Below are 14079 nucleotides of genomic sequence, written 5' to 3'. Positions count from 1 at the left end.
CCTCGGCCGGTGGAGGGGTTGCGCGCGTCGGCCCGGGGCACCCGCATACCGGGAGGTGGCCGTGGACGTGGGTGCGATGACGGTGTCCGGGCGGGTCAGGGCCCGGCGGGCGGCTCGGGGCCCGGTGGTCGAAGGGGCCGCACGGGCCGGGTTCGCGGCGCGCGGTGCCATCTACTTGCTGGTGGGGCTGCTCGCCGCGCGAGTGGCCGAGGGAAGCGATCGCGGCCAGCAGGCCGACCGTGAGGGAGCGTTGACGGAGATCGCGCACCGGCCACTGGGCACGCCCATCCTGTGGGCGCTGGCGGTGGGGCTGGCCGGCATGGCCCTGTGGCGCCTGTCCGAGGCGCTCTTCGGCGCCGCCGGAGCCGAGGGGTACAAGGCGCGCAAACGCCTGCTCTCCGGTGCGCGTTGCCTCTTCTACGGCTTCGTCGCGTACACCGTGTCGACCTACGCCCTCGGTGACCGCCGCAGCGAGGGCGGCTCCAGCGACCGCACCTCCCAGGACCTCACGGCCCGGCTGCTCGATCTGCCGGGCGGTCGGTGGATGGTCGGTGCGGCCGGAGTGGTCGCGGCCGGAGTCGGTGGGTGGATCGCGGTACGGGCGGCGCTGCGCAAGTATCACGACCGGATGCGGCTCGGCGAGATGTCACCGCGCACCCGCCTGGTGGTGGACTGCACGGGTGTGGCCGGCGGGGTCTCGCGCGGCGCCGTCTTCGCCGCGGCCGGAGGCTTCGCGCTCTGGGCGGCGGTCGGGTTCGACCCCGGCCGGGCCAAGGGCATGGACGACACCCTGCGCTCCTTCACCCAGACCCCGGCCGGTCCCTGGCTGCTCTTCGCGGTGGCCGCGGGCCTCGCGCTCTTCGGGCTGTTCTCCTTCGCGATGGCACGCTGGCGCAAGTTCTGAACGGCCGGGCGACACCGCGTCGGGCGTCAGGCGAACTTGGAGCTGGGCACCGGGCCGGTCGACGTCAGCCGGGTGCGCTCGCCCTGGAGCCACGAGCCCCGTACGGCCGTGACGAACTCGGTGAAGCGCTCGTCCGGATCCGCGGGCGTCTCGCCGTCACCCTCGCTCGGGGACGGGTCGGCGCCGGCGATCTCGGCGGCGATCACCGCGTCCGGGCGCTCGTCGGCCCCGGCCCGCTCGACCTCGCCGTCCTCGCCCGCGCGCAGCTGCCCGTCCCAGGGCGCGACCACCGACTGGTGCAGCAGCGCGACGCTGTCGGCGGTGATGACGGGCGGGTCGGTCCAGCTGCTCGCGTGCTCGTGGAGCACCTGCCCGGGGACCCGCTCCCGGAGCCGCCCGAGGATCTCGGGGCCCTCGTCGACCGCCGCCAGCTCGTTCAGGTCGTACGCGATCACCACGGTGTCCTCGCGCCCCGGCGCGAACGGCTCGGCCGGGAGCCCGAGCACGTCGGCGGCGGCCAGGCCGAGGATCCGGCTGCCCCGGTCGGGCAGTGGCGACACCGAGCGCGGCCGCACCTCAGCCGCGTCAAGGAGCACCTTCAGCCGCAGCAGCCCCTGGAGGCACTCGCCGTACGAGTCCTGCAGCCAGGCGTACCGGCCGTTCATCCCGGCACCGAAACCGAACGGGGAGAGCGTGCCCAGCACCGTACCGCCCATGACGAACTGCCAGCCGCGCAGATCGGCGCGGTCCAGGGCGCTCACAGGGCCGGCGCTCGCGGCGCGCTCCAGCATATGGCGCTGGCGCTGGTGCGCGGGCAGCCACATCGGGTCCTCCGGGTCGGGCAGCAGGGCGTACTGGCGGTTCGCCAGGGCCAGGTCGCCCGCCATGATGGCGTTGAAGACCAGCAGATAGCGGTCGGGCCACTCCTCGAAGCCGCTCTCGTGCCGCGACAGCAGCTCGACCGCCTCGCCGTGCCGGTTCTCGCTCTCGTACGCGGCCACCAGCTCGCGCATCACCTGGAGCGCGCCCGGGTTGCGGGTCAGCACCTCGCGCAGGGCGGGGACGGCGAGGAAGGACAGGCCGCGCTCGATGCACGCGTACCCGAAGTCGTACAGAGCCCGGTCGTCGTCGGGGCGGGCCGCCACCGCCGCGGCGGCCCGGCCGAGGTCGTCGAAACCGGCCGCCTTGGCGGCGCGCCCGGCCACGAGCGCCACCTCGCCCAGTGGCAGGTCTTCCCCAGCGGTCCGGAGCAGCCGCACGGCGCCGGGTGTGTCACCCGCGTCCAGGCACTCCCAGGCCTTGAGGAGTTCGGCGGACTTCGGACGGCGGTGCTTGCGCGAGAACATGCCCGCGATCCTCTCCGACGGCGGGGGCCGTGCTCAAATCATTTCGGCCTGTTCGGAAATGAGTCTGTGTGAGAGGCGACTTCCTGGGTACACGCTCTTGGCATCGGAACATGTTGGAAGCTGTACAGGTCGGTCCAGGGAGGGATCATGACGACGGTCGAGGTCGGAACCATGGTGGGTCAGCGGAGCCAGGTGGCACCCGAGCTGCCTTTGGTCGAGTGCCCCGACAAGCTCGCGCCACGTGACGCACGGGAGTTGTCGCGGCTCTTCTTCGAGCAGCTTGCGGTACTGGAGGAGGGGACGCCCGGCTATCAGTACGCGCGCAACACCCTCATCGAGATGAACATGTCGCTCGTGCGATTCGCCGCGCGGCGCTTTCGCCAGTACGCGGACGAGATCGAGGACGTCGTCCAGGTGGGCATGATCGGACTGATCAAGGCCATCGACCGGTTCGAGCTGTCGCGCGAGACGCAGTTCGCCACATTCGCCGTGCCCTACGTCGTCGGCGAGATGAAGCGCTTCTTCCGCGACACGACCTGGGCCGTGCACGTCCCGCGCCGCCTGCAGGAGCGCCGGACGGAGCTGGGCAAGGCCCGGGCCGAGCTGGAGAGCCGCCTGGACCGCTCCCCCACCGTCAAGGAGCTGGCCGAGCTGATGGACATCAGCGAGGAGGAGGTCCTGGAGGCCCAGCTGGCCGCCAACGGCTACCACTCCTCGTCCCTCGACGCCGCCCTGTCCGGCAACGAGGAGGAGGGCGAGGCGGCCCTCGCCGACATCATCGGCAGCGAGGATCCGGCCATGGAGCTGGTCGAGGACTTCCAGGCCCTCGCGCCCGCGATGGACACCCTGACCGAGCGCGAGCGTTTCGTCGTGCATCTGCGGTTCGTGGAGGAGCGCACCCAGGCGGAGATCGGTGAGACGCTCGGCGTCTCCCAGATGCAGGTCTCCCGCATCCTGCGCCGGATCCTCACCAAGCTCCGCACCGGCATGGGCATCGCCACGGAGTGACGCGGGTTCGGGTGGCTGTCGGCGGCGTACGGGCCCGTACGCCCCCGACACCCGTCTGCTGATATCTCCGACACCTGTCTCCGACACCTATCTGCTGATATCTGCCGATATCTGCTGAGCGTCCCCGCCACGTACGCCCTCGGCCTCCTGAGCTTCGCCCAGCTCTCAGCGGTGTACGTGGTCGTCGCCGCGGTCGGCACCGCCCTGACAGCCCTGTGGAGTCCGCCGCCCGGTTTCGCCGGGCCGCGCACGGCCTCGCGCCGCCCAGATCACAGCGGCGATCACAGCGGCAGGAAGACCTGGATGCGCTTGCCTCCGGCGGGCAGCAGGCTGACGGTGACGCTGGTCGCCAGGCGGCAGATCATCGGCCATCCGTAGCCGCCGGGGGTGAAGTCGCCGCTCGGCTCCTTCGTCGACGGCAGCCCCGTGCTCGCGTCCTCGACCACCAGCCGCAGCCCCACACGGTCCGCCATCGCCTCGAAGGCCGTGACGCCGCCCGCGTGCCGCAGCGCGTTCGTCACCAGCTCCGACGTCACGAGCAGCGCGTCCGCGACCGCCGGGTCCTGCGTCGACAACGGCGATCTGTCCAGCGCGGCGCCCAGCAGCGTCTTCACGCGCCTGCGCGCCTCCGCGGCGTCGACCGGCACGAGTCCGGTCCTCCATGTTGGAGCCGTTTCCTCACTCACCTCACTGCCCCCGTCCTGCATGCGGAACCGCCCGCACTTGCCCCTGCGCACTTGCCCAGGGTTCCCATGAGTCAATCCCCCTCGCTTTCACGAAAGAGCCGCCCCGCCCGCCGCGGGGCCGGACCGCACAGGGTACGGGGACAGGGGCGACCCCGTCGCGACGGGGGACGCGACGGGGCCTGGAGTTCGGGTGCCCCGGTGCGACGGGGCCATGCTGGTGATGCCGGTCACAGCGCACGTGGCAGCACGGGCACCGGCGTCCGTGCGGCCCGCACGGGCGCCGGCGCCGGCACCAATGCGGCCCGGTCAGTTCCTGGTCGGGACGACCGCCCAGCAGCCGTCGGTCCGCCACACGTCCTTGCCGCCGTTGTTCTGGGCCACCATGAACTCGATCGTGCCGCCGGTGTCCGGGCCCACGATCCCGTCGACCGGGAGGTGCCAGAAGCGCTGGAAGTTCACCACGGCGTCCTTGGTGTCCTTTCCTTGGACGCCGTCCACGGCCGGCTTGGTACCCGCGTACACGTGGAACGCGCGCTGGACGCACTTGATCCCGCCCTTGTTCCCCGATCCCGTCCTTGTTCCCCGATCCCGTACCGATGTTGGCGACGCCCGGTTCGGCCTGCGCCGCGGTGGCGCCGAGCAGGCTCCCCACCGTCGGCACGGCCGCGCTCAGAGCGGCCGGCACCCGACGTCCGTTGACGTTGACAGCACTCGTGTCGTCTCCCGTTTTCGCGTCCTTTTCCCATGCGAATTCCGGCAACCGCACACCAGGCGGCTGCTGCTGACGGAACATCAGACGACGGTTTCATCCCGGGGTGAACTTTCGCGGTAGGCAACCGCGGTCCACCTATCACGCCGGTCGTAGGACGTGTTCAATAACCAGCGGTCCCCGCATGATCGAGAGATTCACCGTTTCTCTCATCAACTCTTTAGTGTGCAGGCGATTCGGACGGGCTGCGTTTATTTGGGTTGGGTGTGTATCTTTTTGCCTACTCGCCTGTGCTGTGCCCGCAGCAAGGGCCGGCATCCGGCGGCACCATCCAGCACGAGGAAAGCGAACTCCCATGGCGGACGAGCCGGACACCACCACACTCAAGGACCAGTACGCGGCGCGGGTCACCGCAGATCTGGATGCCAACCAGCAGGACCAGTCACGCATCCGCGCCGAACTCGACACACTCAAGGGCCAGCTCGAAGCCCTGGAGCGGGACCACGGCCTGCTGCAGACCATGCACCACACCCTCACCGGCGCCCCGGCGAAGGCCACCCCCACGAAGGCCACCCCCGCCAAGTCCGTTCCCGCGAAGGCCGCCGCGCCGGCGAAGGTACCCACCCCCCGGACGAGGAAGACCGAGGTCAAGGCCGCGGCTGCCAAGCCCGCGCGGACCCCGCGCAAGAACACGGCTCCGGCGAAGACCGCTTCCCGGGGCAAGGCGGAGACCTCCGGTCCCACCCTGCGCGAAGTCGTCCTCGGCCTCTTCGGCGGACACCAGGAGCCGCGTACGGTCTCCGACATCCTCACCGAACTGACGACCGCCCACCCCGACCGCAAGACGAGCCCCCAGGTCGTCCGCAACACCCTCGAAGCACTCGTCGCCAAGGGCGAACTGGAGCGGGAGCGCAAGCAGGGCTCCGTCTTCTACACCGCCCGCCCGGACAAGACGCCTGCCGTGACGCCCACCGCGGACGCCGTTCCCGTGAAGGCCTGACACTTCTCATCCGCCGGGTTGGATCGGGTCGATGACTTTCTCGCCGTACGGCATCAGCCGCATGGAGCCCGGCGGACAGCACCTGTCCGCCGAGCCTCGTGCTCCCTGGTCAGGCGCAGCGGCCGGCGGGCCGGGTGCGCGTCACCACATCGCTGATGCCGGTGGCCGCGTCGAGCCACACCACCTGGCGGCCGCTCGCCGCGGCGGCCGGCAACTGCTCGCCCCGGTTGGACGACATCCGCTCCCCGCGCACACCCTCACCGGTGGGTGAGGCCGCAGGGAACTGCCAGAGCTCGGCGAGCGACTCGTCGCGGTACCCGGTGTCGGGGATCCGGGCGCCGACGGTCATCGCGTCCTCGGAGGCGGTGAGGCCGTAGCCGTCCAGCCCGTCCGGGCCCCTCTCCGGGCTGAGGTCGACCACGCCGGAGCCGTCGAACCCGGCCCGGCGCAGAGCCGTCCTGCCATCACCGTCGATCTCGTCGGTCAGCCGGAAGAGGTGGGTGTGGTTGATGGCCGTCGGGCCGAGGCTCGCACCGCTGTGGACCGCTGGACCGCCGTGTTGGCACCCGTGGCGATGTCGACGACACGGGGGCTGTACTCGTGGACGGCCGCGCGCACCCGCTGCATGTCCTGGTGGACGACGTTGCCGTTGCTCACCGCCGGGAAGTGCGAGCGGTGGTAGGTACCGCCGCCGATCTGTACCACGTTCGCCGGGTCCTTCATGCTCGGACAGGCCACGCCCGGCCTGCCGCCGTAGTTGCAGTACGGGAAGGCCACGGTGTCCCCGTCGACGGACGTGGAGCTGCCCACGCTGCGGCTGGTGTGCCACAGCACCTTGACCGGCCCGCCCGCGAGCGGCCGGGCCAGGATGTCCACACCGCTCGCCCCGTACGCCTGCCACACCACGCTCTTGCCGTCGGTGCCGCCCCGACGTCCTCGCGCACGTCCCACAGCGCGCCCGCGAAGAGGGAGGATTTGGAGGTGGACGCCGCCGTTGTCCGTCTCGAAACCGGCGCCGATGTACGACTTGGCGGTGGTCCGCCCGTCGTTCAGGTCGCGCAGCGCACAGGCGCGCGGGGTCTTCGTCCGGCATTGCGTCTCGCCCACCGGGCCGAGTCCGGGTTGTCGGTGGGGATGCCGTACGCGTCCGTCTCGATGGCGTTGCCGAAGGAGTCCGCGAGCGTCTCGTCCATGGCGCCGGACTGCCCCGCGTAGACGAGGTTGGCGGAGTTCTCGATGACACCGTGGGTCATCTCCTGACCCGACGGACGGTGTGACGCGCCGTGACCGAGGGCGCGAAAAGAACTCCCTCCACGATTTTCGTTATCCGCCGGTCCCCCGTCGATCTCCCACGGTGGAGAAGCAGTCGGTTGGAGCCCGGAGACCACCGGGGCCCGGGAGAGTGGACGAGGCGTGAACATGGAGTACGGGACAGCGACGGTCGAGGCGGCGCGAGCCGGTGATCAGCAGGCCCAGGACGAGCTCGTCGCGGCCTGCCTGCCGCTGGTGTACAACATCGTCGGGCGGGCGCTGAACGGTCACGCCGATGTCGACGACGTGGTCCAGGAGAGCGTGCTGCGGATGCTCGACGGCCTGGCGGGGCTGCGGGATTCCGGCAGCTTCCGGTCGTGGGTGGTGGCCATCACCATGAACCAGCTCCGCCAGTACTGGCAGCGCGCCCGCACCCGGCCGGACGGCACCGGCATCCAGGAGACGAGCGACCTGCCCGACCCCGGCGCCGACTTCGTCGACCTGACGATCCTGCGGCTCGGGCTCTCCGGGCAGCGCAGGGAGGCCGCCGAGGCCACCCGCTGGCTGGAGCCCGAGGACCGGGGCCTGCTCTCGCTGTGGTGGCTGGAGACGGCGGGGTGCCTGACCCGCGCCGAGGTGGCCACCTCGCTCGAACTGTCCCCGCAGCACACGGCCGTACGCGTGCAGCGCATGAAGGAGCGGCTCGACGCGTGCCGCCAAGTGGTACGGACCCTCGCGGTCGCCCCGCGCTGCCACGAACTCACCGGCCTGCTCTCGCTCTGGGACGGTGTGCCCTCCGCGCTGTGGCGCAAGCGCATCACCCGGCACACCCGCGTGTGCCCGGTCTGCTCCGGCCTCGGCAGCGGACTCGTACCGCCCGAAGGCCTGCTGGCGGGGCTCGCCCTGGTTCCGGTGGCCTCGGCGGCCGGTCTGTTCGCGGCCCTGGCCGCACACCGGGGTACCGCGCCCATGGCGTACGGGGTGGCCGATGGGCCCCAAGCCGAAGGGGCCACGGCGGAGCCCGTACGGGCGCAGTCGGCGCCCGGCCGTCACCGCCAGGCACCCCGTGGCCGAGGCGCGCACGCCGAGGCGGCGACCCGGGGCGAGCTCCGCCGCGACCGGGACCGTGCCAGGCGGCGGCGCCGTGCCGCCGCGATGCTGGCGGGCGCCACCGCGATAGGCGGCCTCGCCGTGGTCATCCATCTCTCGACCGATCCGTCCGCGCCCGGCCACACCGTCGCGGACGCCCCGGCCGACGCCACCGTCACGACGGCGAGCCCCGACGGCGCCACCGCCACCGGGCCGTCGCCCACACGGTCGCCCAACTCGGCCTCCCCGAAGCCGAGTCCATCACCGTCACCGAGCCGATCGGCCGCCTCGCCGAAGCCGGCCGCGCACAGCCCCGCACCGCACAGTGCCGCCGCACGGACTCCCGCGTCGCACTCCCCCAGCGCCCCGAACTCCCTCGCCAAGCAGGGGTCGACCGCCCAGCAGGTGATCGCGCTGGTCAACACCGAGCGGGCCAGGAACGGCTGCGGACCCGTGACCGACAACTCCCGGCTCGCCACGGCCGCGCAGCGCCACTCCGACAACATGGCGGGACAGAACTTCTTCGACCACACCGACCCGAGCGGGGCGGGCCCGGGCGAGCGCATCCACGCCGCCGGCTACCAGTGGTCCACCTACGGCGAGAACATCGCCCGCGGCCAGCAGACCCCGGCCGATGTCATGAACTCCTGGATGAACAGCCCCGGGCACCGCGCGAACATCCTCAACTGCGCCTTCAAGGAGCTGGGGGTCGGGATCCACAACGGCTCCGGGGGCCCCTGGTGGACCCAGGACTTCGGCACGAAGATGTGAGCCCGGTCAGGTGGCCGTGAGTGCGTGGGCCCGGGCGATGAGCAGGGCGACGTCGTCGTGGGTGTCCGGGCGGCGCAGGGCCGCGAGGAGGAAGTCGCAGGTGTCCTCCAGCGGGCGGCTCGGGCCGGTCAGCAGATCGGTGAGGGTCGCCAGACGGGTGTCGATGTCCTGGTCGCGGGTCTCGATCAGACCGTCGGTGTACAGGACGAGGTCGTCCCCCGGGTCGAGGGTGACGGCGGTGGTCGAGAACGGCACGCCGCCCACGCCCAGTGGCGCACCGGTGGGCAGGTCCAGGAGCCGGGGCGGGCGGCCGGGCCGCAGGTGCACCGGGGGCGGGTGACCGGCGACGGCGATGTGGCACAGGTGTGTGTGGGGGTCGTAGAGCGCGTACACACAGGTCGCCGTCGCATCGCCCAGATCGGCGGTGGCGGCGTCCAGATGGGTCAGTACGGTGGCGGGGTCCAGGTCGAGACGGGCCAGTGCGCGGGCCGTGGCCCGCAGTTGGCCCATGGTGGCGGCGGCGTTGATGCCGCTGCCCATCACATCGCCGACGACGAGGGCCGTACGGTCGCCGCTGAGGGCGATGACGTCGAACCAGTCACCGCCGGTCTCGTCGTCGGCGGCGGCCGGCTGGTAGCGGTAGGCGATGTCCAGCCCGCTCGGGGCGACCGGGCGTTGGGGCAGGAGGTGGCGCTGCAGCATCAGAGCCGTCTCGCGCTGGCGCTGGTACCAGCGGGCGTTGTCGATGGACACGGCCGCGCGGGCGGCGAGTTCGGTGGCGAGCAGGACGTCGTCCTCGCTGAAGGGGGCGGGGTTGCGGGCGCGTTTGAGGTCGAGCGCGCCGAGGACCTGGCCGCGGGCGATGAGGGGGACGGCGAGGTAGGAGTGGACGCCGGCGGCGGCGAGGAGGTGGACGGCTTCCTCGTTGCGGGCGATGCGCGGCAGATCCTCGGGCCGCACCCGCGGGACGAGGACGGGGCGGCCCGTGCGGGCGCACTGGGTCACCAGCCGGGTGGGGCCGTACAGGGCGACGTCGCCGACCGGGTCGGCGGCGTTGGTGGCGGGGGTGGGGTAGGCCGCGTTGAGCGCCAGCGCGCGGAACCGCACGGCGCCGCCGTCCGCCTCCCCCGGCCGGGGACCGGCCAGGACGGTGTCGAGCACGTCGACGGCCGCGATGTCCGCCACCTCGGGGACGGCGACGTCGGCCAGCTCGCGGGCCGTCACCTGCAGGTCGAGGGTGGTGCCGATGCGGACGGACGCGTCCGCGATCAGTGACAGCCGGCGCCGCGCCTGGGCGGCGGAGACGGCCGCCTCGTGCTGCTCGGTCACATCGACGACGGACACCGCGATACCGAGGACGTGGCCCGCCTGGTCGTCGAGCCGGTACACCGACACCAGCCAGGCGTGATCCCGCTCGGGGTCGGCGGCGGTGCGGCCGGTGGTGAACTCGTCGAGCACCGGGCGTCCGCTCGCCATCACCTGGCGCATCCTCATCTCGACCGTGGCCCCGTCCAGGAACGGCAGTACGTCGACGATCCGGCGCCCCAGGTGCTCGTCGGCCGGAATGCCGTTGATGCGTTCGAGGGCCGGGTTCACCAGGACGTACCGCAGCTCGGTGTCGAGGACCGCCAGGCCGATGGGCGACTGGTCCACGAGCCGCAGCGAGAGGGCCAGATCGCGCTCCACCCGCCGCAGCGTGGCCTGCTCGGAGGCCAGGCCCAGCGCGAACATACGGCCGTTGTCGGCTTCGAGGCGTACGTTGCGGAACTCCACCAGGAGCGAGCTGCCGTCCTTGTGCCGGACGGGGAACACCCCCGCCCAGGTGCCCTCACCGGACATCACCTGGGCGAAGAGGCTCAGCACCACATGGCGGTGCTCCTCGGCCACCAGCAGCTTCGCGGCGTACTGCCCGAGGGCCTCCTCGGCGGTGTACCCGTACACCCGTTTGGCCTGCGGACTCCACAGCCGGATGCGGCCCTCGGCGTCAAGGACGACCGCGGCCACCCCGAGCACGTCCAGCAGACCACCGGCCACCAGCGACGGATCTCTCGCCCCCGAACGGGCCGGGAAGGACTGCGCACCAGCCATCACCGGCCTCCTCACCCGTACGCCCCTGTGCGGGACACGCCCGCTGGCCAGGCCCAGGCCGATCGGCACGACTTTCCGCCTTCCATGCTGCGCCCGGACGCCCGCGCGTGCGACCGGGCGCGGTCCCCGGTCGGCCGAACGGCGTGCGGAGCGGCGTGGCGGCGGGCGCCCTCACTTCTTTTCGCGTCGGCCCCGCAGGACGAAAAACGCCGCCGCCACGGCCGCCGCGGCCAGCACGAGCTGCCGGGGATGGGCGCGCCCGGCCACCGCTGCCACGGCCGTCGCCCGGCGTACGGGCGCGGGGGTGTGGTCCCGGACCGTGCGGGCCGCCTGGCCGACCGCCGTCTGGACCCCGGCCACCGCCTCGGTCGTCCTGTGGGTGGCGTGCGTCGTGCGTCCCTTCAGGTCCGCCTCCGCCGCGAGCCTTGCCGCGCTGTCGGTGATGCCCATCGGTGCCTCTCTTCCGTTCTCGGATTCCCACGCTGTCTTCCGGGTCACCCCGTATCAGCGGCTCAAACCGGGGAGGCGCCGATACGGGGCGCGGGCCGGGGCACACACACGGCTCGGCCACACCGATCGCGGACGCCGGCCGGGCCGCGCAGGGCGGGCGGGCCGCGCAGGGCGGGCGGGCCGCGCAGGGCGGGCGGGCCGGACCCACGGGCCCGCCCGCGCACTAGAGCGCCGATCATTGGGCACTCTCCCTACAGGCGCCGGTGCGGAGCACCGGGCAGTGGCGAAGGAGGCGGGTGACCCATGGCAGCGGACACGAGCGACGACTCGCGCGACGGGGGCACCGCCGGAGGCAGACGGTTCGCCGTCGCGGCACGGCGGATCGGCGGGACCACGGTGCTCTCGCTCACCGGTGAGCTGGACCACGACACGGTGGAGCCGTTGCGTGCCACGCTCGCGGAGCAGATCGCCGAGGCCCCGGAACGGATCGTGGTCGACTGCGCCGCTCTGCGGTTCTGCGACTCGACCGGGCTGAACGCGCTGCTGCGGGCGCGTGCGGCGGCGTCGCAGACCACGGGCGCCGGCATCGAGCTCGTGGCGCTCCAGCCGCCCGTCGCCCGGATGTTCGAGATCACGGGTGCGGACGCGGTGTTCCGCATCCACTCCGACCTGGGCCAGGCGCTCGCGGGCCGCCCGCCGGAGTAGCGGAGAAGGCGATGGGCGACACGAGCCGGGCCGGGCGAAGCCAGATCCGCCGCCTTGAGCTCTTCGGCACGAAGGGCGTGGTGACCCGCTGCCGGGACTTCACCGCGCACGCGCTGGCCGACTGGGGGTGGACCACGGCCGTGCGGGAGGAAGACCGCGCGCGCGTGGACGATGTGCTCCTGCTCGTCTCCGAGGTCGTCACCAACGCCTGTCTGCACGCGGGCGGCCCCCGCGAGCTGGTGCTGCGCCACGAGGACGGCCACCTCCGGGCGGAGGTCGCCGACGGCAGCCCCGTCGCCCCCACACGCCGCCCCCGGGCCCCCTCGCTGCCCGGCGGCCACGGCCTGATGGTGCTCGACCGGCTCGCCGGGGACTGGGGCTCGATGCCGCTGGGGACGGGCAAGGTGGTGTGGATGGAGGTCGTACTGCCCTCGCGGGCGCAGCGCACGCACCCGCCCGGGTACCGCCACTCTCCCGAGAGCCGCTGACCGGGCTCCGGCCTACTCGACGGTGCCCGATGCGGCGGCGACCGATTCGGGGACGTCTTCGAGCAGCCCCGCGCGCAGGTGTTCCAGGATCTGGGCCAGCAGGCGGGAGACGTGCATCTGCGAGAGTCCCACCCTGGCGCCGATCTCGGCCTGTGTGAGCTCCTCGCCGAAGCGCAGGGAGAGCAGAGTGCGCTCGCGGTCCGTGAGGCCCGCGATGAGCGGTTTGAGGGATTCCAGCGAGTCGACGACGTCGAACGCGCCCTCCTCCTCGCCGAGCCTGCGCATGAGCCCGACGGCGGCCCCGCTGTCGTCGTCCGGGATGTCGAGCGAACGCGCCATGTACCCGTTGGCCGCCTGCTCGCCCTCGACGACCTCGGCCTCGGTCACCCCGAGGTGGACGGCCAGCTCCGCCGTCGTCGGCGGGCGGCCCAGCTCCTGGCCGAGTACCTCCAGGGCCCTGGCCATCCGCAGACGCAGCTCCTGAAGCCTGCGGGGGACCTGGACCGCCCAGCTGGTGTCGCGGAAGAACCGCTTCATCTCACCCGTGATCGTGGGCAGCGCGAAGGAGGAGAACTCCACTCCCCGCTCCACCTCGAAGCGGTCGATCGCCTTGATCAGTCCGATGGTGCCGACCTGGACGATGTCCTCCATCGGCTCAGCGCGGTTGCGGAACCGCCGCGCCGCGAACTTGACCAGGCTGAGGTTGAGCTCGACCAGCGTGTTCCGTACGTACGCGTGCTCGGGCGTGCCCTCGTCGAGCTCGGCCAGGCGCCGGAACATGGTCTCCGAGAGGGACTGGGCGTCGTCGGTGCTCAGGGCCTCGGGCCTGGCCACCTCGGGTATGCCGTCCAGCGCGCGGCTGCGGACCGTGGCCGCCGGTGCCACGGGCGGCGATTCCGTGCGGATGGTGTCTTCCCGGGTGGTGGGCATAGGGCTCCTTCGACGGGGCGGGGGCCTGCGCCGCCGGGTTGGCGGCGGGGTCCGTCGTCCGAGCGTCCTGACAACGTGATGCCCGTTTCACAGTAGTTTGATGCCGATTGCGGTTCATCCATCGTGGTCCGGGCACTCGCCCGGCATGAATCGCGGGCACGCCATCCCACACGTGACAGAGAGTCGCCGGTTCGGCCTCGAACGGGGACCCGGTGTGGTGGGCCGATGCCGCGATCTGACCCGTGAGGTCCTCGACGAGTGGCTCGGCCCGCGTGGCGCGGAGGGGCGCGCCGTCTTGGAGGACGTGCTGCTGCTGGTCTCCGAGGTGGTCACCAACGCGTGCCGGCACGGTGACGACCCGTACGAACTCCGCCTCGACCGCATCGACGGCAAGCTGTCGGTGCAGGTGAGCGACCACAGCCCCCTGCGGCCGCGCCCGCAGGGGAGGCACCGCCCGGCCCGGTCCTCGGGGCACGGCCTGTACCTGCTGCAGAGGCTTTCGTCGGCTTGGGGCTGGGTGCCGCGCGGAGCGGGGAAGACCGTGTGGTTCGAGATGCCGCTGGGCCGTCCGACCGGTCCCGCCCACTGACGGGCTGCGGCTGTCGCCGGTCGCCTCCGGGGCCACCCGGGTGGCCCCGGAGGCGACCGGCGACA

At 72.4% G+C, this 14079-nt stretch carries 16 protein-coding genes; 7 read left to right on the top strand and 9 right to left on the bottom strand.

The annotated features are described in order from the left end of the window. Window positions 1-61: 61 nt before the first annotated feature. Window positions 62-904 carry a DUF1206 domain-containing protein gene (locus tag ACFWA7_RS31260; RefSeq protein WP_385826472.1) on the top strand — a complete coding sequence of 281 codons (843 nt, stop codon included), beginning with the start codon at window positions 62-64 and terminating at the stop codon, window positions 902-904. 26 nt (window positions 905-930) lie between these two features. Here the strand turns inward: ACFWA7_RS31260 and ACFWA7_RS31255 are convergent, their stop codons facing one another. Continuing rightward, a complete protein-coding gene (locus ACFWA7_RS31255) occupies window positions 931-2250 on the bottom strand; it encodes a tetratricopeptide repeat protein (RefSeq protein ID WP_385826470.1) in 1320 nt (439 codons plus the stop codon). Between the two features lie 147 nt (window positions 2251-2397). On the opposite strand from ACFWA7_RS31255, the gene ACFWA7_RS31250 reads away from it, so the two are divergent. Then, window positions 2398-3258 carry a SigB/SigF/SigG family RNA polymerase sigma factor gene (locus tag ACFWA7_RS31250; protein ID WP_385545286.1) on the top strand — a complete coding sequence of 287 codons (861 nt, stop codon included), beginning with the start codon at window positions 2398-2400 and terminating at the stop codon, window positions 3256-3258. 281 nt (window positions 3259-3539) lie between these two features. Here the strand turns inward: ACFWA7_RS31250 and ACFWA7_RS31245 are convergent, their stop codons facing one another. Both ACFWA7_RS31245 and ACFWA7_RS31240 read right to left on the bottom strand, forming a co-directional pair. Next, a complete protein-coding gene (locus ACFWA7_RS31245) occupies window positions 3540-3905 on the bottom strand; it encodes an ATP-binding protein (protein ID WP_385545284.1) in 366 nt (121 codons plus the stop codon). 345 nt (window positions 3906-4250) lie between these two features. Then, the gene (locus ACFWA7_RS31240) at window positions 4251-4466 is read right to left on the bottom strand and encodes a peptidoglycan-binding protein (RefSeq protein WP_385826468.1); all 216 of its coding nucleotides are present in this window, start codon (window positions 4464-4466) and stop codon (window positions 4251-4253) included. Between the two features lie 542 nt (window positions 4467-5008). Here ACFWA7_RS31240 and ACFWA7_RS31235 point away from each other — a divergent pair. Next, a complete protein-coding gene (locus tag ACFWA7_RS31235) occupies window positions 5009-5653 on the top strand; it encodes a hypothetical protein (RefSeq protein ID WP_385826466.1) in 645 nt (214 codons plus the stop codon). 109 nt (window positions 5654-5762) lie between these two features. Here the strand turns inward: ACFWA7_RS31235 and ACFWA7_RS31230 are convergent, their stop codons facing one another. The 3 genes from ACFWA7_RS31230 to ACFWA7_RS31220 form a co-directional block, all read right to left on the bottom strand. Then, complete coding sequence (locus ACFWA7_RS31230) at window positions 5763-6074, bottom strand: hypothetical protein (RefSeq protein ID WP_385826464.1); 312 nt, start codon at window positions 6072-6074, stop codon at window positions 5763-5765. 62 nt (window positions 6075-6136) lie between these two features. After that, on the bottom strand, window positions 6137-6760 hold the full coding sequence (locus tag ACFWA7_RS31225) for a hypothetical protein (RefSeq protein ID WP_385826462.1): 624 nt from the start codon (window positions 6758-6760) through the stop codon (window positions 6137-6139). Further along, on the bottom strand, window positions 6703-6906 hold the full coding sequence (locus tag ACFWA7_RS31220) for a M4 family metallopeptidase (RefSeq protein WP_385826460.1): 204 nt from the start codon (window positions 6904-6906) through the stop codon (window positions 6703-6705). Before ACFWA7_RS31220 ends, ACFWA7_RS31225 begins: the two co-directional genes overlap by 58 nt. 166 nt (window positions 6907-7072) lie before the next feature. Here ACFWA7_RS31220 and ACFWA7_RS31215 point away from each other — a divergent pair, with 166 nt between their 5' ends. After that, window positions 7073-8764, top strand: a complete 1692-nt coding sequence (locus ACFWA7_RS31215; RefSeq protein WP_385826458.1) for a sigma-70 family RNA polymerase sigma factor — start codon at window positions 7073-7075, stop codon at window positions 8762-8764. A gap of 6 nt (window positions 8765-8770) precedes the next feature. Here the strand turns inward: ACFWA7_RS31215 and ACFWA7_RS31210 are convergent, their stop codons facing one another. Next, a complete protein-coding gene (locus ACFWA7_RS31210) occupies window positions 8771-10852 on the bottom strand; it encodes a SpoIIE family protein phosphatase (protein ID WP_385545268.1) in 2082 nt (693 codons plus the stop codon). 171 nt (window positions 10853-11023) lie between these two features. Next, on the bottom strand, window positions 11024-11302 hold the full coding sequence (locus tag ACFWA7_RS31205; RefSeq protein ID WP_385545265.1) for a hypothetical protein: 279 nt from the start codon (window positions 11300-11302) through the stop codon (window positions 11024-11026). 303 nt (window positions 11303-11605) lie between these two features. On the opposite strand from ACFWA7_RS31205, the gene ACFWA7_RS31200 reads away from it, so the two are divergent. Further along, a complete protein-coding gene (locus ACFWA7_RS31200) occupies window positions 11606-12007 on the top strand; it encodes an STAS domain-containing protein (RefSeq protein ID WP_385545262.1) in 402 nt (133 codons plus the stop codon). A gap of 11 nt (window positions 12008-12018) precedes the next feature. Continuing rightward, entirely contained in the window at window positions 12019-12495 is a 477-nt protein-coding gene (locus ACFWA7_RS31195; RefSeq protein WP_385826456.1) for an ATP-binding protein, read from the top strand. A gap of 12 nt (window positions 12496-12507) precedes the next feature. Here ACFWA7_RS31195 and ACFWA7_RS31190 read toward each other — a convergent pair whose 3' ends face one another. Next, the gene (locus ACFWA7_RS31190; RefSeq protein ID WP_385826454.1) at window positions 12508-13425 is read right to left on the bottom strand and encodes a SigB/SigF/SigG family RNA polymerase sigma factor; all 918 of its coding nucleotides are present in this window, start codon (window positions 13423-13425) and stop codon (window positions 12508-12510) included. 172 nt (window positions 13426-13597) lie between these two features. Between ACFWA7_RS31190 and ACFWA7_RS31185 the strand changes: the two genes are divergently transcribed. After that, window positions 13598-14014, top strand: a complete 417-nt coding sequence (locus ACFWA7_RS31185) for an ATP-binding protein (protein ID WP_385545254.1) — start codon at window positions 13598-13600, stop codon at window positions 14012-14014. Window positions 14015-14079 lie beyond the last annotated feature (65 nt).

The sequence above is a fragment of the Streptomyces sp. NPDC059994 genome, from assembly GCF_042737755.1.
In the GTDB taxonomy this organism is placed as follows: Bacteria; Actinomycetota; Actinomycetes; order Streptomycetales; family Streptomycetaceae; genus Streptomyces.
This window is presented reverse-complemented; position numbering and strand designations above follow the sequence as displayed.

Excerpts from the sequence above, each read along its gene's own strand:
- ACFWA7_RS31255 (WP_385826470.1), bottom strand. The coding sequence starts at position 2,250 with ATGTTCTCGCGCAAGCACCGCCGTCCGAAGTCCGCCGAACTCCTCAAG.
- ACFWA7_RS31250 (WP_385545286.1), top strand. The coding sequence starts at position 2,398 with ATGACGACGGTCGAGGTCGGAACCATGGTGGGTCAGCGGAGCCAGGTG.
- ACFWA7_RS31235 (WP_385826466.1), top strand. The coding sequence starts at position 5,009 with ATGGCGGACGAGCCGGACACCACCACACTCAAGGACCAGTACGCGGCG.
- ACFWA7_RS31220 (WP_385826460.1), bottom strand. The coding sequence starts at position 6,906 with ATGACCCACGGTGTCATCGAGAACTCCGCCAACCTCGTCTACGCGGGG.
- ACFWA7_RS31215 (WP_385826458.1), top strand. The coding sequence starts at position 7,073 with ATGGAGTACGGGACAGCGACGGTCGAGGCGGCGCGAGCCGGTGATCAG.
- ACFWA7_RS31210 (WP_385545268.1), bottom strand. The coding sequence starts at position 10,852 with ATGGCTGGTGCGCAGTCCTTCCCGGCCCGTTCGGGGGCGAGAGATCCG.
- ACFWA7_RS31205 (WP_385545265.1), bottom strand. The coding sequence starts at position 11,302 with ATGGGCATCACCGACAGCGCGGCAAGGCTCGCGGCGGAGGCGGACCTG.
- ACFWA7_RS31200 (WP_385545262.1), top strand. The coding sequence starts at position 11,606 with ATGGCAGCGGACACGAGCGACGACTCGCGCGACGGGGGCACCGCCGGA.
- ACFWA7_RS31195 (WP_385826456.1), top strand. The coding sequence starts at position 12,019 with ATGGGCGACACGAGCCGGGCCGGGCGAAGCCAGATCCGCCGCCTTGAG.
- ACFWA7_RS31190 (WP_385826454.1), bottom strand. The coding sequence starts at position 13,425 with ATGCCCACCACCCGGGAAGACACCATCCGCACGGAATCGCCGCCCGTG.